Here is a 19,193-nt window from a genome sequence, read left to right as displayed (position 1 = left end):
TGCGGCTCTATGATTGGGTTGTCAACGCCGATGTTCATGGAAATTTTAGGAAACTTTATGGACACAAATCGTGAATAGCTTGTGTAGTAAGCATTTCGGGGATTTGATGTGTGTCGTCGATCCCCGGGGGTTTTTGCGCTACTGGCGATCGACGACAGAAATCCCAACCTTATGGTTTTTGAGGACTAGAGATACAAATAGTTAAGATTTGCCCATATCCAAGTATTGTTTTTTAGAAGACAATCGATATCGTAACTGACTTCTCTAACACTAAGGATTTTAGCTAACGTCGTACTTAAATGGAACTAAACAGCAGCTGCATGAACCAACTGTCCAACTAAGGCCGTGATAAGCATTGCGGCACCACCGCCTAAAAACAAGCGAAGAGCCGGCCTTAAAGGAGGTGTTCCTGAAAGACGTGCACTGAAGATTCCGGACCCTATCAACCCGATTAAAGTAACCGTAACAATCAAAATCACCCGGCTAGAGGCTGTTGTTCCCAACATCCCTAAAAACGGCACGAGCCCCCCTACAAAGAAACTCGTTGCCGAGGCAATGCCAGCTTGCAAGGGATGCGCCGCCGTATCGGGCCGCTGACCAATTTCATCACGCAAGTGAGCTTCTAAGGGACCTGCCGCATGAAGAGCAACGGCCACTTGTTCAGCCAGTTCCCGGGAGAGACCTCGTGATTGATAGATAGCGGTCAATTCGCGCAACTCGCCTTCAGGATCTTCTTCTTGTTCTTCTTCTTCCCGGCGTCTATCGGCCAATTCCACATCACGCTGGGAACTCACCGACACGTATTCCCCGGCTGCCATTGACATCGCACCCGCAACTAATCCGGCTAATCCTGCCGTCATAATCGCGCCCGGACCCGCGCCACTAGCCGCGACGCCCATCATCAAACTGGACACTGAAACCAAGCCATCATCCGCACCCAAGACGGCCGCGCGCAGCCAACCTGCCCGCCCCGCCAAGTGCTCCTCTTTACGTTTTTTCCCGGTTTTTTGATGCATCCCCTGACTGATGGTAGACCCCCCTAATGGATTTCGTGCCTCATCGTTTTTTAGTGTGAACACTCCTGGTCTAAGCTAACCGTGGGATAAAGACTTACGACTTTTAACCTTTTACACACAAGACTTGCTTTAATTTCACAACCGGTTCAATCAAATCGGCTTGAGCCTGGATCACCGCATCAACATCTTTGTAGGCCGCCGGGATTTCATCAAGCACGGTCTCATCCTTTCGGCTTTCGACGCCCTGGGTTTGGGCAATCAAATCATCGACAGTAAATTGTTTTTTGGCTTGATTGCGACTTAGTCGTCTGCCCGCTCCATGCGAACAGGAATAATAAGAGTCGGGATTGCCTTTCCCCCGGACAATATAGCTCGCCGTGCCCATGCTCCCTGGGATAATGCCGAGTTCTCCGGATTTAGCGGACACCGCCCCTTTACGGGTTAGCCAGTAGACCCGGTTTTCTTCAACCACTCGTTCCACATAATTATGATGGCAATTAATGATCTGTTTTGCCGCCATATTCGCAGGAAGAAACGGCTCGATGGCGCGCCATAATAAAGCGAGCATCATATCCCGATTCGTACGCGCATAGTCTTGCGCCCAGGAAAGCGTTTCGACATAAGCCACAAACGATGAAGAGCCTTCGATCAGCCATGCTAAATCCTTGTCGCCAAGAATATCGCCCCGCTGTTCCGCTTCCTGCCTCGCTAAAGAAATCGCGACCTCTGCTAAACTCTTCCCCACATTGCGCGAACCGGAATGCAGCATAAGCCAGAGAAATCCGTCATCGCCAATTTGTAATTCGATAAAATGATTGCCCCCTCCCAGGGTCCCTATTTGTTTCCACACGGCTGCTTCAACGCGGTGCTTCGATTTATTGGGAAGGTGGTCGTGAAGGGTCAGATTGTTAAAGCGTTCCCGCAGTTCTCGAAGACGCGGCGCAAACGACTTGCCGGTATCAAGAGCCAACACCTGGTCCAGTGCGCGGTCATGTTCATGCGCATTAAAACCAACGGGAATGGCTTCTTCAATCGCGTCGCGAATGAGACTGAGATTGTCTGGTAACTGGTCTGCTCGTATGGTAGTTTGTACCGCGGCCATTCCACAACCGATATCGACGCCTACCGCCGCGGGAATGATAGCGCCAGTCGTCGGAATCACACTGCCCACTGTGGCCCCTTTTCCCCAATGTACATCAGGCATTATCGCAATATGCCCGGCCAATATCGGCAGTTCACTCATCGCCTGAATTTGTTCCCGAGCTTTGTCTTCAATCGGGGTATCTTGAGCAAGCCATAATTTGACATTATCCATAGGCATATACCCTCCCGGCCACGCCGTTTCCAAAATGTCCATAGCAGCCATTTTTGTTGTCACAAGATGCCCGGCTAATTCTAGAAGAAAACATGGTGATACAGCGTGGCTTTCAAGCCCTTTCTCTACTGCTTATGATAGCATGAGTATCCCCAATAATTGCCAAGAATCTGCCCTTAAATCGGAAACACAACGGTGCGGTTTCCATATACCAACACCCGGTCTGCAACATGCCATTTCACAGCACGGGCCAATACAATCCGTTCCACTTGACGGCCAATGCGTTTAAAGTCATCCAGCTGGTGACGGTGGTCGACCCGGTGCACATCTTGCTCGATAATCGGACCAGCATCTAGCTCAGCCGTCACATAGTGCGCGGTCGCCCCAATTAACTTCACGCCACGCTCGTAGGCTTGATGATAGGGCTTAGGTCCCACAAAAGCTGGCAAAAACGAATGATGAATGTTAATAATCTGCGCAGGATACTGGGAGACAAAATCTTCGCTTAAGATCTGCATATAGCGAGCCAACACCAGCGTATCGATCGCATAGTCACGGACGAGCTGATGCAGTTTTTCCTCACTTTGCGCTTTTTGCGCCGGAGTGACAGGAATATAATAAAAAGGAATTCGAAAATGCTCGGCAAGTTCTCGTAAATCCTCGTGATTGCTGATAATGACGGAAATCTCAGCATGAATATCACCGCGCTCCGTTTGCCACAACAATTCATTCAAACAATGATCTTCACGCGATACCAATACCGCGAGATGATGTGCCCGGTCCCGTTCTGTCAGTCGCCACTGCATATGGTATTCGAGAGCCAACCGGTCAAATTCGGAGATGAGCTTCTCGTGGTCAAAATCCCCACTATGATGCACCATATCAAATTCTGCCCGCATAAAAAATAGTCCGGCAGGCCCTTCAGAATATTGATCAAAGGATGTAATATTGCAACCATTGCGTGCTAATACATGAGAAATCGCCGCAATAATGCCTGGTTGATCCAGACAGGCGACCAATAAACGATACCCTTTCACGGTTTTTCTCTTCCCCCTTGAAATTCCCCTATCCCTCTCGACAAAACTCGATGATAGCGTGCTGATTCATCCTTAAAGCGTGACGCTGTCTCAGAGCTCCACAACGTAAGAAACATCCCTACCCAATTTTTCCCTGCGTTCTCGATCTCGATGGGTATACAGCGTGGAAAGAATACGCTACGTCTAAACGGTCTCGGATAAGGTCACGCCATGGATCATATGGATTATAATGATGTGCTCTATCATACCATTAATTTAATTGCCAGAAGATTATGCCCGTTGAGATTCACTCGAGCTTCCTAGTTCTTGCATCGGCAAAAGCCTAGTCATATCAACGTCATGTGAGAAGATGGGATGAAATTTCGTCCCATACGCTCCCAAGCCCACACTCTCTGCGGCTGATTTTTTCCCTTGTTACTCAGGTTGTAGCCAAACCTCGTCCTTCGGCTAAGAAATTCGGCTTCCTCTTTTTCTCGCCTCTCTTAGAGGATATAGGGAAGAAAGAGCGCAGATCGTGTTTAGACGTTAACGATGAGTAGACTTGGGGAAAATTTCTATGAAACCTATCCTCACCTATGTACGGGACAGAAGCTGAATATCTCCCGTGTAAATAGACAATTGATAACGGCGATCATAACGTGTGTCATCATTTCGTTCATCGATTGTCAGCACACTGCCTGTTAACGTCATCGGCGCAATGCGCGCATTACGGCGGGTAATCGCTGCCGATAGGCCGTCGACCAATTGAAATATGCGCAACATAGGTTTCAATGCCGAGGGAAAATCTGCCGGCAAATCGGATTCGCGAGTATGATGGTAGCGAACAATCCACTCGACATCGGTCGAGACATGATAATCCCTACGGGCCCAGTCGGCACTCCGACCCGCATGAAGAAATCCCGGTTCAAATGTGTCTTGAGGGACAAAGACTTGGCCGACCTGGAGCGTGGGTTGGGCTTTGCCCACATCATGAAAGATGAAAGCTTGCACCAGCGTATCCTTATCAATGCCGACCAACTGAAATACGCCGATGGCTTTGAGTTCGGCCATAATCCGCAAACCATTAATCACGTGGCGGTAGGTTCCGTCGGGAATAACCCGGGTCACGCGCGCTTTCCCACTCTCCGGATCGTAGACATCTTGATATTCCGGTGAGGATTTGAGCTTTGCTTCCACTTTGCTATTTGGTAGGGTGAGGGCAAAAGCCATTTCCAATTCTTGTTGTTGATGGTGAGCCAAGGCCTCCGCTTGTTTTTGTGCAGTAATATCCATAAATGTCACTAAAATGGCTTGCAACGTACCCTGGTGATGAATCGTACCAAACTTGAACAAAACATCGCGGTGATTGGGTAATCGCAATTGGCGTTCTCCGCGTGTCGCGGCCCCCATCAAGGCTAACGGAATAGCACTGCCTTTTAAGTAATCGGTGATATGAGAAAACAGGTATTGTGCCAATTCTTCATAAGGTTTACCCACGACAGCTTCCGGTTTGACATCGAGGATTTCTGCTCCTGCGGGATTCAGCATCCGGGTAATCCCATGATGGTCTACAACGATTAGACCCGTGTACAGCGCATCGAGTATCTGTTGCTGGAATGGTTCGAGGGAAAAATTGGCTGAGTCTTCAACTGGGGAACGGTGAGAAAAGATATTCCACTCCCGGGGAACAACGCCGATAAGCTTCCCCTTATCCACCACGGGAATTGAAGACCAGTCAGGATGATTGTCAAACAAAGGACCTAAGAGCTCGGTTGAATCATCCGGAGCCACGACCTGGGTCTCTGCGAGTGGGACCATAATCTCTTGTAGTGTTTCGCCCGTAAGGTTTTGAATATCTTGAAGACGAATAAATCCCAGTAAAGTCCCCTCAGATGTGGTCACATAAAGCATCTTGTGCGGAGAAGTTTTGATGAGCCATTGAGTGACTAATACGGAATCGGTCGGCTGACCGCTCAAAAAATCACGGTCCATGATAAATCCAATGTTCATTGCAGCTATCCCCCTTTCACCTACTCTATGGGATATGACTATTATGGTACCCATAAGATGGTGCCACGGGAAATATTTAGTGGAAATTCAAGTCTGATTGAAGAATCCATACCCCATTAACAAAGATCCCCCTTTCATCCAAAGGGGGATTCTTGGGGAAGAGATGTCTAGATTTTGTTGATGACACGCTACACCCATGAGTATGAGGACCTGTCATTTTCTCGGCACCGAGGTCAGAAACCCCTGATTTCTCTTTACCCAATAGCGCATTTGCCGTGTCTAATGTTCCCTACACCATGTCAAGGCATTCAATCTGTTGCCGTTTATTGGAAAACAACAAGAAAAGAACACACCGGAAAAATTGCTCTCTTAAAACAACAAGTAGATGCTAATAACCAAACTGAAAAAGACCATAACAACACCCAAAACCATAGGAGTATGGGCTCCAATGAGATTAAGGCCTTTATGGAACCCGTCAAAAATGCGCCGGTAGCGAACAATGGCCACCACTTGCACCATTACCGCAAAGAACGATAAGGTCGCGCCCAAATAGGGACCAATGCGAATATGGCGGGGTAAATAAGCGCGGAATTGTGGCGCCACGAGATATTCCAACAGGCCGAATTTGGTAATCACAAACCCAAAAGTGACGAGCGCAATACCGGTACGAATCCAGGACAATAACGTGCGCTCATTGGCTTGCAGCACGCGGGGATCGGTATACATCGCAATTTTTTGCGCCTGATCTTCATGGTGTTGTCCCATTCCCATCTTCCTCCACAAACATTTTGTCTTATCGTTTTTGAATCTAAGACAGCAGATAGATCGCCAATAACACAATCCAGACCAAGACAATCGATCCAAAAAATGTGGGAGCTTTAGACCCTCGACCATCTTCCGCTCGGTGCCACCTGGTCATATTGCGGTAATAACGAACCAAGGCCACGACCTCGAGAAAAGTAGCCATAAGCGACAAAACACCCCCCACTACATGCCCAGAACGAACCATAGGGAGCAATTGAATCTGGTGGCCAGGGTCCAGCACTTTATCGATAACAGCAGCTTTACTCAATAAAAATGCAAATCCCATGAGATACAAGGCCATGCGCATCCAGCTCAATAAACTGCGTTCATTGGCTAACAACACGCGGGGATCTGTGTAATACAACCTGCGATCATCTTGGGTCAACGCTCACAATACTCCTTAACCTCATCATCTCATTGGACATCTCAGAATGGTATCTATGAATTTTGATTGGCCCACCCAAAAAGCCTATGAGTGCAAGAATCTCTCCTGATTGTACGCGACCACAAGATTTTCGCATAGATTCACGCAATTCCATTTGCTTATACCCGATAATCCCGAAAGGATAACCAGTATATAAAAAGAGCACGTCATAAGAGGAGTAACCATAAAAAATCGTCCCCAATCATTTGAGGACGATGTCAGCTAATAAGATCGGGAGATAGCGTCCCAACAACACCTTAGGGTCATCGCAAATCATCCGTAAGATAAAATCCCGGGTTAATCCAAAATGCGCAAGATATTATCATCCATTTCCATAATAAATGTTCCCGGTTGAGCGGTTTCCACCATGCGGATATAGCCGGCATCATCACGTACGCGCGCAATCCATTGTTCCAGACTCTCTAAACTTTCATGACGGCATGTCCATAAGATTTGACGTTGATTCCCGGTAAAGGGATATAAAGCGAACATCTGGTGTTCGGAAAGGGTATTGACATATGCCGTGACTTGTTTGGCCCAGGTCATGGCGTCTAGTACACGTTCAGGTCGCATAACCGCGGAACGGACCCAAATGTAAGCCATCTATGTTGCCTCCTCATCGACAAGAATGAAATACTTAGGCAGATGATGCACAAAAATCTCAGGTATCCTACGGCGCCTTCGCATAAGAATCCTCAGAATGTAACCCTTGACTCAGCGTACTCTACCTTCCCTATCGTCGTCGATTCGGAATATTCCCCATCTTATAATCCAAAAGGCATGGATAAAACTCCTCATAAAGCCAAAGACCTGGGAACAGATGCTTACGGTTTCGCCACGTTGATCTAAATCCAGCCCACGCTTGCCTTGTGGTCTCCAGTTTCAAACGCCCCAATAGGCTCACGTTAACGGACGATTAGGAAGGTAGAACGGCACTGAAATGCGCTCGATTCATCATCCATTCGTCATTCATCTGGCATAGAATCGTCAAAGTGCAGTTGCCAAGAGACAACCTCATGGGCTGGCAAGGGATAACTAATGGCATATCCTTGCCAGCCTGTGACTCCCCAGCGTGCCAGAGCACGTCCCTGTTCCAGGCTCTCCACGCCTTCGGCGACCGTCGGCACATGCAACGTCTGAGCAAATGCCAAAAGTGCTTGTAGAAGGCGACTGCCCGCTATACTCGCCCAATCCGCTACAAACTGAATATCTATTTTGATTTGACGGATCGGTAACTCGCGGAGATGAACCAACGAACTAAATCCGGTGCCAAAATCATCCAAAGCAAAATGATAGCCGCGTTGATCAAGTTCAGACACGGTTTGTTTCACCGGATCCATATCGACCAGTAAGGCAGATTCCAAGATTTCAAAGGTTAATGCATGCGGTTTAACGGACGGCCACTGCTGATGGTATGAGGCCAGTAAAGACAAGAGACTTGGATCGCGCAAGTCCATATAACTCAAATTGATGGCTACATGTCCGGTCCAGCCATGTTGATGCCAGTGGCTGATATCTTGGAAGACGAGGCGCATAACCCGATCATCGAGTTTCCTTAGCAAATGATGTTGGGCAATCGCTGGCAAAAACTCCTTAGGAGCATATAACCGACCATCAGAGCCCTCAATTCGCACCAGAGCTTCCCATTCCCAAATAGTATGAGATTTCGCCTCAATAATCGGCTGATAGAATACCCGGACCCGATCCTGTCTTAAGGCTTCATCCACGAAAGCAATGCCATCCGCCGCTTTGAACTGCGCCGGATGGATGGGATCGAGCAACCAGGATTGCCTGGCCCGCTTAGCCGCATAAAGGGATTGGTCTGCTACCTGCAACAAGGTATCTGTATCTTTCCCGTCTTGTGGAAAATGGGCCCAGCCAAAACTGGCCGAGACGCTCAAAGGATGGTTGGGTATCACGGCAATTGGTACCGTCAGAGCATCTCGCAAGGTCGCAACAAGGTCACTCACGGAATTGTGGGGATCCCGGCACACGATTAAAAATTCATCCCCACCCCATCGACCAATCCAATCGCTTTGGTGAAGGCATTGACGCCAGCGGCGTGCCACGATTTGCAGAACCTTGTCTCCGGTCCCATGACCATATTGATCGTTAATCGGCTTAAACCCATTGAGGTCGGCGAAAATCACTGTAAAGGGCGTGCCTTCGCCCATCCAATCCTGAATGCGTTCTTCCGTGAAATCGCGATTGGGGAGCTGCGTCAACCCATCATGCCGGGATGTAAAAGCCACCTGTGTCGCACTCATGATAAACATTTCAATGACCATGCGGCGAAATATAGCATCATCTTGTTCGGACCATGTCGTGTGAGTCCTGCCCTGCCTTGACGCATTTAAAACTTCACGCATTAACAAAGCATACGCCGCTTGAAACTGGGGTCCATAAATACCCCGGGACAGATGCCCGAGGCTCACGGTTTCCGCATAGGTGATGGCTTTCAGATCCTGCGGATTGTCCCGCAAACGCTGCAAATGCTCCCACAATAAGGCTCGCATCCGGTCATAGGTTGTCCGTTTCCGGATGAATCCATCGAGTTCAGGAATTTGCTGAATTCGGGCATAGAACCTCGTGACCGCCTCGTTGGCAATCGTATCCCAGGGGAGGGCATTAAATACCTGCTGATCATGATGATCCCAGCCGAGCAGATCGGCAAACCCTAGAACATCATCGACTACCCCAAACAATTGCGGGTCCGAGTACAGACGATATTCATGATTGGCATTGGGATCATCCCAAGAATCCTTGATTGACCATCCATGTCCCATCTTATTGGCATCCTTTCCTTCGGCATTGTCCCTTTGATCTGATGGCCATTGCTATGCCGTTTATTTTCCTAGGGATAGATGTTAATAAATGTAGGCAAGTTGATGACAATTCGGTAGGGCCATATGGCCTGTTCGGATGGACTATTTGTTGGATTTTGACGAATGCTGTCAGGATAAACCTGTTTGAACGGCGGTGCATTGTGAGAATTCTTGGTAAATAACCATAATAAAAAGCCTCCCCGCCGCAGCGAGGAGTTGAGATAAGCCAGAGACTTTTTTTAGCACCAACCGTGGCGGCTTAACACATTGGCCACGACACCATAGGACATGAGCACCGTGACGATGAGCCCTAGCCATGCCCAGTTCTTCCATAAAAGGCGCCAGGCTAAGCCCCCTAATAACCCCATAGCCAAAATGGATAAATCCGTTTCCACATAAAGCGGTTTATGGGCGTCAACGAACACATTCACGGCACCGTTCGTCCAGATGAGTCCAACGAGAGCATTGCCCACCAAAATCATCATCGCCCCATATCGGGCCACTTTTTGGTGCACCTCTAACGACTTGTGAGGCAAAAAGATCCCGACGAGTCGTTCCACCAAGACATCGGCTTGCACGAATAGGGTAAGCGTCGCAATCATCCCCAACACGGTTAATGCCCATGTCAAAAGAACATGCCAGCCAATACATCCCTTCTTGTCGGCCGCCTGAATGATCTCAAACAAGGGAGAAGACATCAGGGCGAGATAGACGCCCATTAAAATCAGCATCACCAGCCAGCGCAACCCCAGTGCCTGGGAACTCTCAGATCGTCCCGCTATCATGAGGGTTTCACCTGAATCCTTTCAGAAAGAGGCTGTTGTCCCATGAGATCGTCCCGGGCCATAGCGATGAAAATGAGCAGAGGCAGGATCATCCCCGGTGTGGGAGCAATGCCCGTCCATATACCGCCACATGCTTGGGGCACAATCCAAATGATGGCCATCACCACCAAAGACAGCCCAAAGGCATAGCGCCACCGTTTTAACCAGGCGATTCCTACAGCCAGCATAATCAGCACGAGAAACAAATTGGTCATCAATGGGTGATGAAAGCTCAGCATCACACCATCATTGATACTGGCTTGAAGCCATGAAGGTTCGGAGCCATCCATCGTCACTAAGCCAAACACTTCAGCGAGACGCGGACCATGCCAAAACCCAGCTCCTGGCAGCCCTTGTAGCCCCGCCATCATAATCCACAACCACCCAAGCCCTTGCCGCACACGGTAGACAAGCTGATGATTCTCCCACCAAGCTGAGGGCATAATCACCAAAAGGGTAGCCATCGCATAAAGAAATGCTGTACCCGGCGTCCCTGTCAGAAGGCTCCCCGTCCCATTAAACAAGTTGCCAAAGCCTTCTGCCACGCCCCAGACAATAACCGACCAGATCACAAGCACAAATGATGCCACAGTGCGCCCCGTGTTGTGACCCCATGCAATGACAAGAGCTCCCCCTATCTCGAGGGCGGCGATAACATCAGGCCATATCATGGGTGCCTTAAGCCACAGCGTATCGGCCGCTTGCAACAGCCTTTGAATTCCCAAGGGCTGCCAGGCTTCAGCAGGAGGCGCCAAAATATCACTCACGAACAGCGGGCTATGGATCTTGGGTTGCAGCATCATGAGTCCAGAAAGGGCCCACATGAGAGCAACCGCCATCCGGATCTTGGTGCGTAATGAGACCGACGAGAACGCGCTATCCATCTCATGAGACCTCCCAAGGCATTAGGGTAAATGATGCGGAGTCCACGTCGTGCCATTATTTTGGCTATCCCAAAGGATCGTCATCTGATCTTGGCGCGTCATCACCATGACATGGCCATTATTCGCGACATCCAAGGCCACCGGCGTACCCGCTGGCAAATGCATAATCTCCTCATGCCATGTATTTTGGCTCCACGTCCAGGCGTTAATATGACCCGACGCGGTTAACGCATATCCCACATCGCCGTTCACGCTGACGGCAGCATAAGGATTGCCCTGAATCTGTAAGGGAACCGTCGCTCGTTGCCAGGTTTTCCCGTCATTGCTTGTCCTATCCCATATCAACCATTCTTGACCGTGATGCGTCCATACCACGGCAACTTCGCCTTGGCTAGCACTTTGCCATGTGGGCGCCATCACTAATAGGCTCTGATGAGCCCACGAGGTGGGCACAGGCAATGGCACCTGAGTAAACGTCTTGCCGGTCCACGACCATAAATAGGCCTTTGAACCACTGTGAATCTGTCCTCCCATCCAAAGACCTTGCTGAGGTTGTTGACTTAAAGACGCTTCAGGCATCCACGGCACATTATGGGCCAGTGTTGTCCATGTTTGACCGCCGGTGGTGGTTCTTAAGAGTTCGTGATCGCTGATGACCCATGCGGTCTCTTGTGACGAAGCCACCAAGGGATGTAAAGCGCGAGGCGGTAAGGGGCCTGGGATCACCAAAGGCGCACTCCACGTTTGACCACTATTAGTGGTCGTGCGAAGGACGGGATCGACCTGATATCCATAAGCGCCCACCAGCGCCCACGCTGAGTTGGCACCTGTCGGCTCAACCTCAATGCCGCCCCTTTGCGTCATGGCTTCTGGCGTGACAATCTGCCAGGTATTACCTCCACTAAGGGATCGCTCCACCGTGCGGTAACCTTGATAGGGACTGATCGACCAGGTGCTCAGGCCATTGCCGACTAATGCATAGGATGGTCCAATGCTTTGCCAGACTCCTTGCCCTAGGTTATTGCTGGGATTTGATACGTCAGGCAAAGGTTGATGCAATATTTTGGCCACGTAGGTGGCCAACAATTGTGCGGTCCCGCCGATATATTTCGTCTGAGCCTCAGGGTTACTCAACCAAACTTCACGGCCTTTAGGACTAATTAGCCAAAATACATCCGCATGCTGGACCATTCCGTATTTGGGGACATGCACATATTCATAATAATTGTGCCATACCCGGGACAACGTCGAGACCGAAGGCGAGGTCAAATACGTGAAGTTGGGTACGGAATTTAGCCCATGTTCGGTATCAAACGCTTGAATGTCCTTTAAACTATGAAATTCAGGATTCGCATCTACCGCAATAATTTGGACGTGCGACGCTAAAGGACCCAGAACATGGTTCATATCGACTAACTCTTGCGCTTCGAGCGGGCAATCCCACCAACAGACGGGATCAAAAAAGGTCAGGACGACAACTTTGCCTCGGTATTGGGTTAAGCTGACTGGCTGTCCCTGGGCATTCAGCAACTGAAAATTAGGAGCCGGTTTATTCACGTACGTCATGCCATCAGCAGCTAAGGCTTCTGTCGCAGCCGCCGTCAACTGCGTACTGGGCGCGTTCTGATAGACCCGGGATAGCCCCCAGCCTGCAAAGGCTGCCACGGGCAATAAACCAAAAACAATCCATTTTCGTTGTGATTTTTTCATGACATTGTCCGCCCTTTCGCTGGCGTCGAATCCATGAAAAGACTTCGACCGAAAATGGGCACCGTTGCCAGGCGTGCATAAACAGCCAAAGACAATAACACCAGCACGCCGCTATTGGGATCGGTCCCCATGCCCCCTAAAACCCCAAAATCTTGCCCAAGCCACCACGTGGCAAAGGTCACCACCGCGGTCAACCACCACGTAACGACCGATTTGGGCCGGATGAGCCATAAAATGGCTAGGATGCTGAAGGTGATCACCAGCACGGCATTCCAAAGGGCAGGATGAGCGGCTAAGGAATTTGCCCAGGCATACAGAGGTTCCGAAAAAATTCCCGGTTGCGGCATTTCCGCCATACTCAAGACATAAGCTGACATACTTTGACCTTGCCAAAATCCCGAGGCCGGCCATGCTTGCAATAACGCGGATAAGCCCCATAAGCCCGCCAAACCATACTGAAAAATTTTGGTGGGTCGAGAAGATTGCCAAAAGCTTGGAGAGAGCAAGAGTAAGAAGGCGAGGAGGACATACAAAATGACCGATCCCGGACTGCCGCTTAACCACGATCCGCCACTAAAGAGACTTCCCATGGCTTCTCCGCCAATCCACACCACCAGCCCCCACGCCACCGAGAGCCATAAGCCAACACGTCGCCAGCTATCCACACTTCCTAACAGAATCAATAACCCGATGTCGATTTGAATCCAAGTGGCAAATTCATTCCACATGACTGGGTTAATGCCCCACAGGCGTACACCAATCTCAATGAGACTGCGTAACAACGCGGGTTGTCCTTGAATTAATGGGGCTAAAAATCCCCCGATAAATCGAGTGATCATGAGTGGTTGGGCTTGTAATAATCCATCTAACAGCCACAACGCGCCCAGTCCTCGGGCGAGCCATTCGTAAGCCACTGGGAATGACGAGACCCCGTCGTGTTCACGATGAAGGCGTAGCCGTCTAAATAAAGCGACAACAACAATAGTCAATGTGATGATTGCAAGAATCCAAAATAACCGATAAAAATCTGCCTCCGCCACCGGCGGGGGTAGTGGATTGCCCATATTCACCGTTCAATCCCCTCCCAATTCCCTTAAAAATGACGATATCAAGAACATGGGCTATTAGAACTCATGCTCCCGCGCTAGATGATTCATCCTAAATCCTATAAGCATCAGTGCAATTTCTCGTTAAAAAGTTTAGCACTAAACTGAGCTATGTCACACAACAGGAAAAATATCGCAAAACTCACGATGCCTATCCTCATGACGAGAATGAACAAGGAAGGTATCGAGTTTTGGGACCGGTATAGGCTATAATAAGTCGGTCAATACTTTCAAAAGAGCGAAAAAATAAAGAGACTCAGCCGTAACCCGCCGACTCTCTTTATTATGGATCGCCATGAAAGATTTCGAGGTTTAGAGACCGGGTGCCAAATATGGCACAAAGTTTAACGGGCTAGAAGGTCTTAGGACGGTCATTTCAGGAAAACGAATGTTAAAGATAGGCTTTTCGGATGGAACAACAGACCATGTCAAGTTCTTAGCCCGCTGTGGCAGGGCGGGTCTTATAAGCCATTCAATGAACAGGAACTGATTATTGGATGTCATCGATTGTCCCTTTACGTGGTAATTTCTACTGTCTCCAGCAATCTGTAGGGTGACTTGAAGGAGTCCTTGTTCTATGGCCTGTTGACTCGTTAAGTAGCTTAACACCAAACTATATTCTTGATAACGGATGGTATGGGTCAAGAGCAGGCGATAGTGATCCCATTCGACTTCCAACATTAAGGATTCCGCGTCCACAGGAAGTTCCGGTTCTAATATTTCGGGAGCCTTCTCCAAATCGGGATTTCCTAGCATGCGAAAAATCCATAAACTTCTCGCCACAGCGTCATTGTCCTCTCCAAGCCATTGACGGAGTGTTTTGACATTGGGTATATTCTCAAAATCTTGACAGGTCTTTCGTCGTTGGATTAGCTGAACGAGTTGCTGATCGATTTGGCGTAATTCATCACTCGGTTCATAAGGTGTATCACCAGGCCGGACAATCCACATAAGATTTCCCTTCTTTCTTCCCAAGGTTGTCACAATGTTTCACGGTCTTTATGATGATTGTGCTTTAGGCAAGATCCCGCGGGTGAAAGCGTTTGGGCACATCAATAGCGATAATGGAACGATTACGTGGTGGCTCCGGAAAAAACTCTACCGGTTCAGCAGGACTCAGTGTCCACGTTAATTCAAACCAGTTAGCGGGTAATGCAGGACTGACCATCCAGTGATAGATGTCGTTGCGTCTATGATTTCCCAGAAAGGGAACGACCTGATAAGTTTGATCCCCTCCAGAAATCTTAAGCTCCGCACCCAATTTGATAAATGATGAGGGCTTAAGAGAATAGATCACGGCTTCAACCAACGAATGAGTCGCATATTGAAAGGATACCGTTAACAGACAGGTCGCTTCCGACCACGATGCAGACCACATCAATGGCCATACGTCGATGGGATTTTCCTGATTCTCCACGTTATGAATGGTTGTTACCGGTCGTTTTTCCGGTGGGGGAATTTTATTCTGACTCCTTTCGAGGGTGGCAAAAACAGCGAACAAAATGTGATGGGGAATTTCGAGTTCTTCTGTCCACGCTTTTATGACATCCCGCGAAGGAAAGGATACCTCGTCGAAGGCTATGCGCCGGGCAATGAGTCGCGCTAATTCATAATCAAGTTGGCGCGCTGTTTCATCAGCCATCGAAATCTCTCCTCCTTATTAAACCGCATCATATGAAAACTCATATGGAAGTTTTTGGACTTACCAGTAACGTTATCGCAAACACAAGAAAAAGTCCTGGATGTTAACAAGTTTTTGAGTAACTTTTTTGGACATCACTACGTAAGTGGAATTTAGCGAGGTAGGATAAAGGGGCCTACTCGCCATTGCTCCGCACGGATTAAAGTTACGTCTCGTGGCGTTTCATAATGGGAGATAAAAGAAAGATTCTACATATGTTAAAACGCTCTAGCGAGCAGCGAAAACAGGTAATATTTGTAGCATTCCCCATATAGAGGATTCCCCATATAGAGGATGGCGAGAGGATCGTTGTCATACAAGACAGCGATCCTCTCGCCGTTTCAAGCTTTCAAAACCCAATTTAGCATTTATCTTTTAGATCATCGAAGCCTTCATGACCCGTGTGCCATTAATCATCGACATCGATTAGAAAGATGCCCTGGTAAAATCCTCCCCGATGTTGACGCTTTGCGTCTTGAATTTGTCGAAGTTGTTGCCACGTTCGCCCGTGAACTACCGCTAATGCATCAATGACTTCTAATAAATCCGCCAATTCTTCTAAAGCCGCTTCATCGGTACTTGCGGTGAGATATTCTTGTAATTCTTCTTGCAGTTTGGCTTGCAGCATGTCTTTTTTCTCTTCTGGATCAAGTATGCGAGTCCGGAAGGATTTCCCCGTGGCTTTGATGATCTCGGGAATATTATCACGTACCAATTTGTTATATTGTGGCATTTTTATCCTCTCTCACGACAGAAAAATAATTTAAGACTTAATTCGCGATGGCCTGTCGATTTCCTGCCAAGGTCGTGCTAAATCGTAATATTGAAAAATAATTCAAATCGATTCATCATGAACTTAACTAATCAGGAAGGAAATGGCGAAATGAATTCTTTTTGCGGAAAGGATGGTTTGAATGGTGCATCCTGTAGAGGACCGGCGGCGGTATCTCATGAACCTTGTGCCCTCATGGACCCGCCGCACCATTGCACGTCATTTGCATGCTGTTACGCAGCTGTATTCGCAGCGCCCCTTTCTTGTTTCCCCCAGGCGCAATCTGACGTACCAAGAAACATGGGATGAAGCGTGGATCTTGGCCAAGGCATTGCTTGCTCTTGGGGTAAGAAGGCGAGATCACATCGCTTTATTACTACCCAATGAACCTGAATTTATGACTTTGTGGATAGCCATCGACATTGTTGGAGCGGTAGCCGTCCCACTGAATACCATGCTCTTGCAGCATGAACTAAACTACATTATTCAACAAGCTGATGTACGCATCCTCATCTTTCAAGACAACATAGGCCGGATCGATCACGAACACATAATCGAAGAATTGTGGCACGCCTCACGCCATACCCACAGTCCTCTAACTCTCGAACACATCATCATGATGTCTTCAACACCAAGCAAAATAAACCACGCCACACCGTTTATGCCTTGGGAACGTTTTGTTTCGGAAGGAAATAAGATTGCGGATGACGAATTGGAAACTCGATGGCGACAGAGTCGCTACCCGGATGAAGTCGCTGCAATTATCTATACGTCAGGATCAACTGGGCACCCTAAAGGAGTCATGTTAACCCATGATAACTTCCTTCGCTGTGCATACAGTACATGTTTGAGTCGAGCATTCGAAGACGGCCGACGAATTTTTACACCTTTACCACTTTACCATGTTTTTGCTCTCGAAGAAGGCGTCTTAGCATCCTCATTTGTTGGAGGAACTCTCATTCTCCAACCTCAATTTCAGCCCACGCAAGCTCTTGCTTTGATGGCGCAATACCAGGTACACGACGTGTTATGCGTGCCCTCGATGCTCATTAGTTTGGTTAATCACCCCGATGCGGATCGCTATGATTGGTCTCATCTTTATGCGTTAATGTGTGCGGCAGCGCCTGCTCCTGTACCCGTTTGGCAAAAAGCCGTTGACATTTTTGGCTTAACTGAAATTTGTACAGGCTACGGTGGAACAGAAGTCACCGCTTCCACCACGCATACGGAGGTCGGTGATCCCATCAGTGTCGTTGTCACCCGAGTGGGCCGCATAAAACCGGGCGGAGTATCGGGGTTGCCAGAATTTGACGGTGCCAATGTGGAATATAAAGTCATTGATCCTGACACTGGCCAAGACCTCCCTCCCGGCAGTATTGGGGAATTGACCGTGCGAGGAAATATTGTAAGTCGCGGTTATTACAATAAATCAGAAGAAACTTTGGCCGCTTTCGACAAAGACGGCTGGTTTCGCAGTGGAGATTTAGGACGGATCGATGAACATGGCTATATTGAATTTTTAGGACGCAGTAAGGATCTCTTCAAAGTATCTGGAGAAAATGTAGCCCCCAAAGAAGTCGAAGAAATTCTTAGTCAGCATCCAGCTGTCAAACAAGCCTATGTTGTGGGCGTCCCGGATCCGTTGACAACTGAAATCGGCGCAGCATTTATTGAACTCCATGAAGGAGCAGACGTGAGTCGGCGAGATTTATGGAATTGGTGTCAGAACTCTCTTGCCCGGTTCAAAATCCCTCGATATATCTTTTTCGTTAATGCAGAAGATTGGCCGTTAACAGGCTCAGGAAAGATACAAAAATTCATCTTACGAGACCGTGCAGTTTCCCTCATCAATCATAAATCGTCGACATTAGGCCATGTCGAATAATTGGGCTCATCCGCGTAAACTGCTCCAACGCCATTCCAATTCTTGTTAAATAATACGGGTTTACGCGGATATTCTTATTCTCAAAATTATTCGGGATGTCTATGAAATAATCGGCGTAGATGGCGGGACTGGTGAAGAGCGGATCCCCAAATCCACAAGATCGCAAACCAGGCAAATGTTACGGTGGTGGCAAAAAGACTATGCATTTGTTGGCTTTTGTAAACGATCTGTCGCCACGTCACCGGCCGTGATGCGTTATCTGGCATAGTTCTCTCCCTTTAGACAAAAGTATATGAGGGGCTAGATAGTTCCCAGCGGCAACTTAAATACGGCGCATGTACCGTAGGGACACCAAGTTTTCTCCGTCGATTTGAGCATAAGCCGGGATGACTTCCTGAAAAACAAAACCCCGAGATTCGTAGAAGGGAATACCTTTGAGATTACCAGGAGTCACGGACACCCACTGAGTTTTTGCTCCCTGAGCCCGGCATTCTTCTGTAATGGCATCTAACAACCGGGATCCGATTCCGTGATAGCGCCACGAAATATCGACATAAAGGACAAACAACTCGCATACACCCGCTCCTGTCATTCCTCCTGATCCTGCACCAAGAACGGTATCATTGTCCTTGGCGACCCACCATTCGTGACGCCTCACTTCGCTCAGAATGCGTGGCGGTTGGTAAAATTGGTTGATAATCCGAGTGATATAAGATGACGGCAGCAGCCCCCTGTACGTTTCCCAATAGGATTCTTGGCACACACGGCAAATCCCTAGGACATCGTGTTCGTTCGCTTTTTGAATGACCATCATCGCCTCGAACCGTCCTTTTCCTCGAGCTGTAGAGAAATTCCCAACACTATAGGAAAATTTCACGATTTTTATTCCCGGCTTAAACTGTTGACTTTTGGAAGAAGGTA

The 19,193-nt window shown here is 48.5% G+C and carries 18 protein-coding genes; 1 reads left to right on the top strand and 17 read right to left on the bottom strand.

Features of this window, described 5'->3' with window-relative positions:
- Positions 1-305 precede the first annotated feature (305 nt).
- The 15 genes from B8987_RS12245 to B8987_RS12175 form a co-directional block, all read right to left on the bottom strand.
- A complete protein-coding gene (locus B8987_RS12245; RefSeq protein WP_202802119.1) occupies positions 306-977 on the bottom strand; it encodes a VIT1/CCC1 transporter family protein in 672 nt (223 codons plus the stop codon).
- A gap of 142 nt (positions 978-1,119) precedes the next feature.
- Positions 1,120-2,331, bottom strand: coding sequence for an RtcB family protein (locus B8987_RS12240; protein ID WP_020373553.1), 1,212 nt, complete (start codon positions 2,329-2,331; stop codon positions 1,120-1,122).
- Between the two features lie 176 nt (positions 2,332-2,507).
- Positions 2,508-3,368: a formyltetrahydrofolate deformylase gene (purU, locus tag B8987_RS12235; RefSeq protein ID WP_020373552.1), complete on the bottom strand. Its 861-nt coding sequence runs from the start codon at positions 3,366-3,368 to the stop codon at positions 2,508-2,510.
- A 573-nt stretch (positions 3,369-3,941) separates the two neighbouring features.
- Positions 3,942-5,357 (bottom strand): HD domain-containing protein, encoded by a 1,416-nt coding sequence (locus tag B8987_RS12230; protein ID WP_242940672.1) that lies wholly within the window; start codon positions 5,355-5,357, stop codon positions 3,942-3,944.
- A 369-nt stretch (positions 5,358-5,726) separates the two neighbouring features.
- Positions 5,727-6,122, bottom strand: a complete 396-nt coding sequence (locus B8987_RS12225; RefSeq protein ID WP_020373413.1) for a YidH family protein — start codon at positions 6,120-6,122, stop codon at positions 5,727-5,729.
- A 43-nt stretch (positions 6,123-6,165) separates the two neighbouring features.
- Positions 6,166-6,546, bottom strand: coding sequence for a YidH family protein (locus B8987_RS12220; protein ID WP_020373414.1), 381 nt, complete (start codon positions 6,544-6,546; stop codon positions 6,166-6,168).
- 336 nt (positions 6,547-6,882) lie between these two features.
- On the bottom strand, positions 6,883-7,188 hold the full coding sequence (locus tag B8987_RS12215; protein WP_020373415.1) for an NIPSNAP family protein: 306 nt from the start codon (positions 7,186-7,188) through the stop codon (positions 6,883-6,885).
- A gap of 362 nt (positions 7,189-7,550) precedes the next feature.
- A complete protein-coding gene (locus B8987_RS12210) occupies positions 7,551-9,371 on the bottom strand; it encodes a putative bifunctional diguanylate cyclase/phosphodiesterase (protein ID WP_084661652.1) in 1,821 nt (606 codons plus the stop codon).
- Between the two features lie 278 nt (positions 9,372-9,649).
- Positions 9,650-10,195: a hypothetical protein gene (locus tag B8987_RS12205; RefSeq protein ID WP_020373417.1), complete on the bottom strand. Its 546-nt coding sequence runs from the start codon at positions 10,193-10,195 to the stop codon at positions 9,650-9,652.
- Positions 10,192-11,118, bottom strand: coding sequence for a hypothetical protein (locus tag B8987_RS12200; RefSeq protein WP_028962141.1), 927 nt, complete (start codon positions 11,116-11,118; stop codon positions 10,192-10,194). Before B8987_RS12200 ends, B8987_RS12205 begins: the two co-directional genes overlap by 4 nt.
- Positions 11,119-11,139: 21 nt before the next feature.
- On the bottom strand, positions 11,140-12,828 hold the full coding sequence (locus B8987_RS12195; protein WP_084661651.1) for a redoxin domain-containing protein: 1,689 nt from the start codon (positions 12,826-12,828) through the stop codon (positions 11,140-11,142).
- A complete protein-coding gene (locus B8987_RS12190; protein ID WP_084661937.1) occupies positions 12,825-13,892 on the bottom strand; it encodes a hypothetical protein in 1,068 nt (355 codons plus the stop codon). The genes B8987_RS12195 and B8987_RS12190 overlap by 4 nt, the downstream gene beginning before the upstream one ends.
- 354 nt (positions 13,893-14,246) lie before the next feature.
- The gene (locus B8987_RS12185; RefSeq protein ID WP_084661650.1) at positions 14,247-14,885 is read right to left on the bottom strand and encodes a hypothetical protein; all 639 of its coding nucleotides are present in this window, start codon (positions 14,883-14,885) and stop codon (positions 14,247-14,249) included.
- Positions 14,886-14,949: 64 nt separating this feature from the next.
- Positions 14,950-15,576, bottom strand: a complete 627-nt coding sequence (locus tag B8987_RS12180) for a hypothetical protein (RefSeq protein ID WP_028962138.1) — start codon at positions 15,574-15,576, stop codon at positions 14,950-14,952.
- A 448-nt stretch (positions 15,577-16,024) separates the two neighbouring features.
- Positions 16,025-16,348, bottom strand: a complete 324-nt coding sequence (locus B8987_RS12175; protein WP_028962137.1) for a nucleoside triphosphate pyrophosphohydrolase — start codon at positions 16,346-16,348, stop codon at positions 16,025-16,027.
- A gap of 181 nt (positions 16,349-16,529) precedes the next feature.
- Between B8987_RS12175 and B8987_RS12170 the strand changes: the two genes are divergently transcribed.
- Positions 16,530-18,272 carry a class I adenylate-forming enzyme family protein gene (locus B8987_RS12170; protein WP_084661649.1) on the top strand — a complete coding sequence of 581 codons (1,743 nt, stop codon included), beginning with the start codon at positions 16,530-16,532 and terminating at the stop codon, positions 18,270-18,272.
- An 86-nt stretch (positions 18,273-18,358) separates the two neighbouring features.
- On the opposite strand, the gene B8987_RS12165 is transcribed toward B8987_RS12170, so the two are convergent.
- Positions 18,359-18,538, bottom strand: coding sequence for a hypothetical protein (locus B8987_RS12165; protein ID WP_084661648.1), 180 nt, complete (start codon positions 18,536-18,538; stop codon positions 18,359-18,361).
- A gap of 56 nt (positions 18,539-18,594) precedes the next feature.
- Positions 18,595-19,086 carry a GNAT family N-acetyltransferase gene (locus tag B8987_RS12160; protein ID WP_084661647.1) on the bottom strand — a complete coding sequence of 164 codons (492 nt, stop codon included), beginning with the start codon at positions 19,084-19,086 and terminating at the stop codon, positions 18,595-18,597.
- Positions 19,087-19,193 lie beyond the last annotated feature (107 nt).

This window comes from Sulfobacillus thermosulfidooxidans DSM 9293 (assembly GCF_900176145.1).
In the GTDB taxonomy this organism is placed as follows: Bacteria; Bacillota; Sulfobacillia; order Sulfobacillales; family Sulfobacillaceae; genus Sulfobacillus; species Sulfobacillus thermosulfidooxidans.
The sequence above is the reverse complement of the archived record's forward strand: the minus strand, read 5'-3'. Positions and strand labels throughout refer to the sequence as shown.

What these genes read in the sequence shown, in the direction of transcription:
- B8987_RS12240 (WP_020373553.1), bottom strand. Translation starts at nt 2,331, where the DNA reads ATGGATAATGTCAAATTATGGCTTGCTCAAGATACCCCGATTGAAGAC.
- B8987_RS12230 (WP_242940672.1), bottom strand. Translation starts at nt 5,357, where the DNA reads ATGAACATTGGATTTATCATGGACCGTGATTTTTTGAGCGGTCAGCCG.
- B8987_RS12225 (WP_020373413.1), bottom strand. Translation starts at nt 6,122, where the DNA reads ATGGGACAACACCATGAAGATCAGGCGCAAAAAATTGCGATGTATACC.
- B8987_RS12215 (WP_020373415.1), bottom strand. Translation starts at nt 7,188, where the DNA reads ATGGCTTACATTTGGGTCCGTTCCGCGGTTATGCGACCTGAACGTGTA.
- B8987_RS12210 (WP_084661652.1), bottom strand. Translation starts at nt 9,371, where the DNA reads ATGGGACATGGATGGTCAATCAAGGATTCTTGGGATGATCCCAATGCC.
- B8987_RS12205 (WP_020373417.1), bottom strand. Translation starts at nt 10,195, where the DNA reads ATGATAGCGGGACGATCTGAGAGTTCCCAGGCACTGGGGTTGCGCTGG.
- B8987_RS12200 (WP_028962141.1), bottom strand. Translation starts at nt 11,118, where the DNA reads ATGGATAGCGCGTTCTCGTCGGTCTCATTACGCACCAAGATCCGGATG.
- B8987_RS12195 (WP_084661651.1), bottom strand. Translation starts at nt 12,828, where the DNA reads ATGAAAAAATCACAACGAAAATGGATTGTTTTTGGTTTATTGCCCGTG.
- B8987_RS12190 (WP_084661937.1), bottom strand. Translation starts at nt 13,892, where the DNA reads ATGGGCAATCCACTACCCCCGCCGGTGGCGGAGGCAGATTTTTATCGG.
- B8987_RS12185 (WP_084661650.1), bottom strand. Translation starts at nt 14,885, where the DNA reads ATGTGGATTGTCCGGCCTGGTGATACACCTTATGAACCGAGTGATGAA.
- B8987_RS12180 (WP_028962138.1), bottom strand. Translation starts at nt 15,576, where the DNA reads ATGGCTGATGAAACAGCGCGCCAACTTGATTATGAATTAGCGCGACTC.
- B8987_RS12175 (WP_028962137.1), bottom strand. Translation starts at nt 16,348, where the DNA reads ATGCCACAATATAACAAATTGGTACGTGATAATATTCCCGAGATCATC.
- B8987_RS12170 (WP_084661649.1), top strand. Translation starts at nt 16,530, where the DNA reads ATGGTGCATCCTGTAGAGGACCGGCGGCGGTATCTCATGAACCTTGTG.
- B8987_RS12165 (WP_084661648.1), bottom strand. Translation starts at nt 18,538, where the DNA reads ATGCCAGATAACGCATCACGGCCGGTGACGTGGCGACAGATCGTTTAC.
- B8987_RS12160 (WP_084661647.1), bottom strand. Translation starts at nt 19,086, where the DNA reads ATGATGGTCATTCAAAAAGCGAACGAACACGATGTCCTAGGGATTTGC.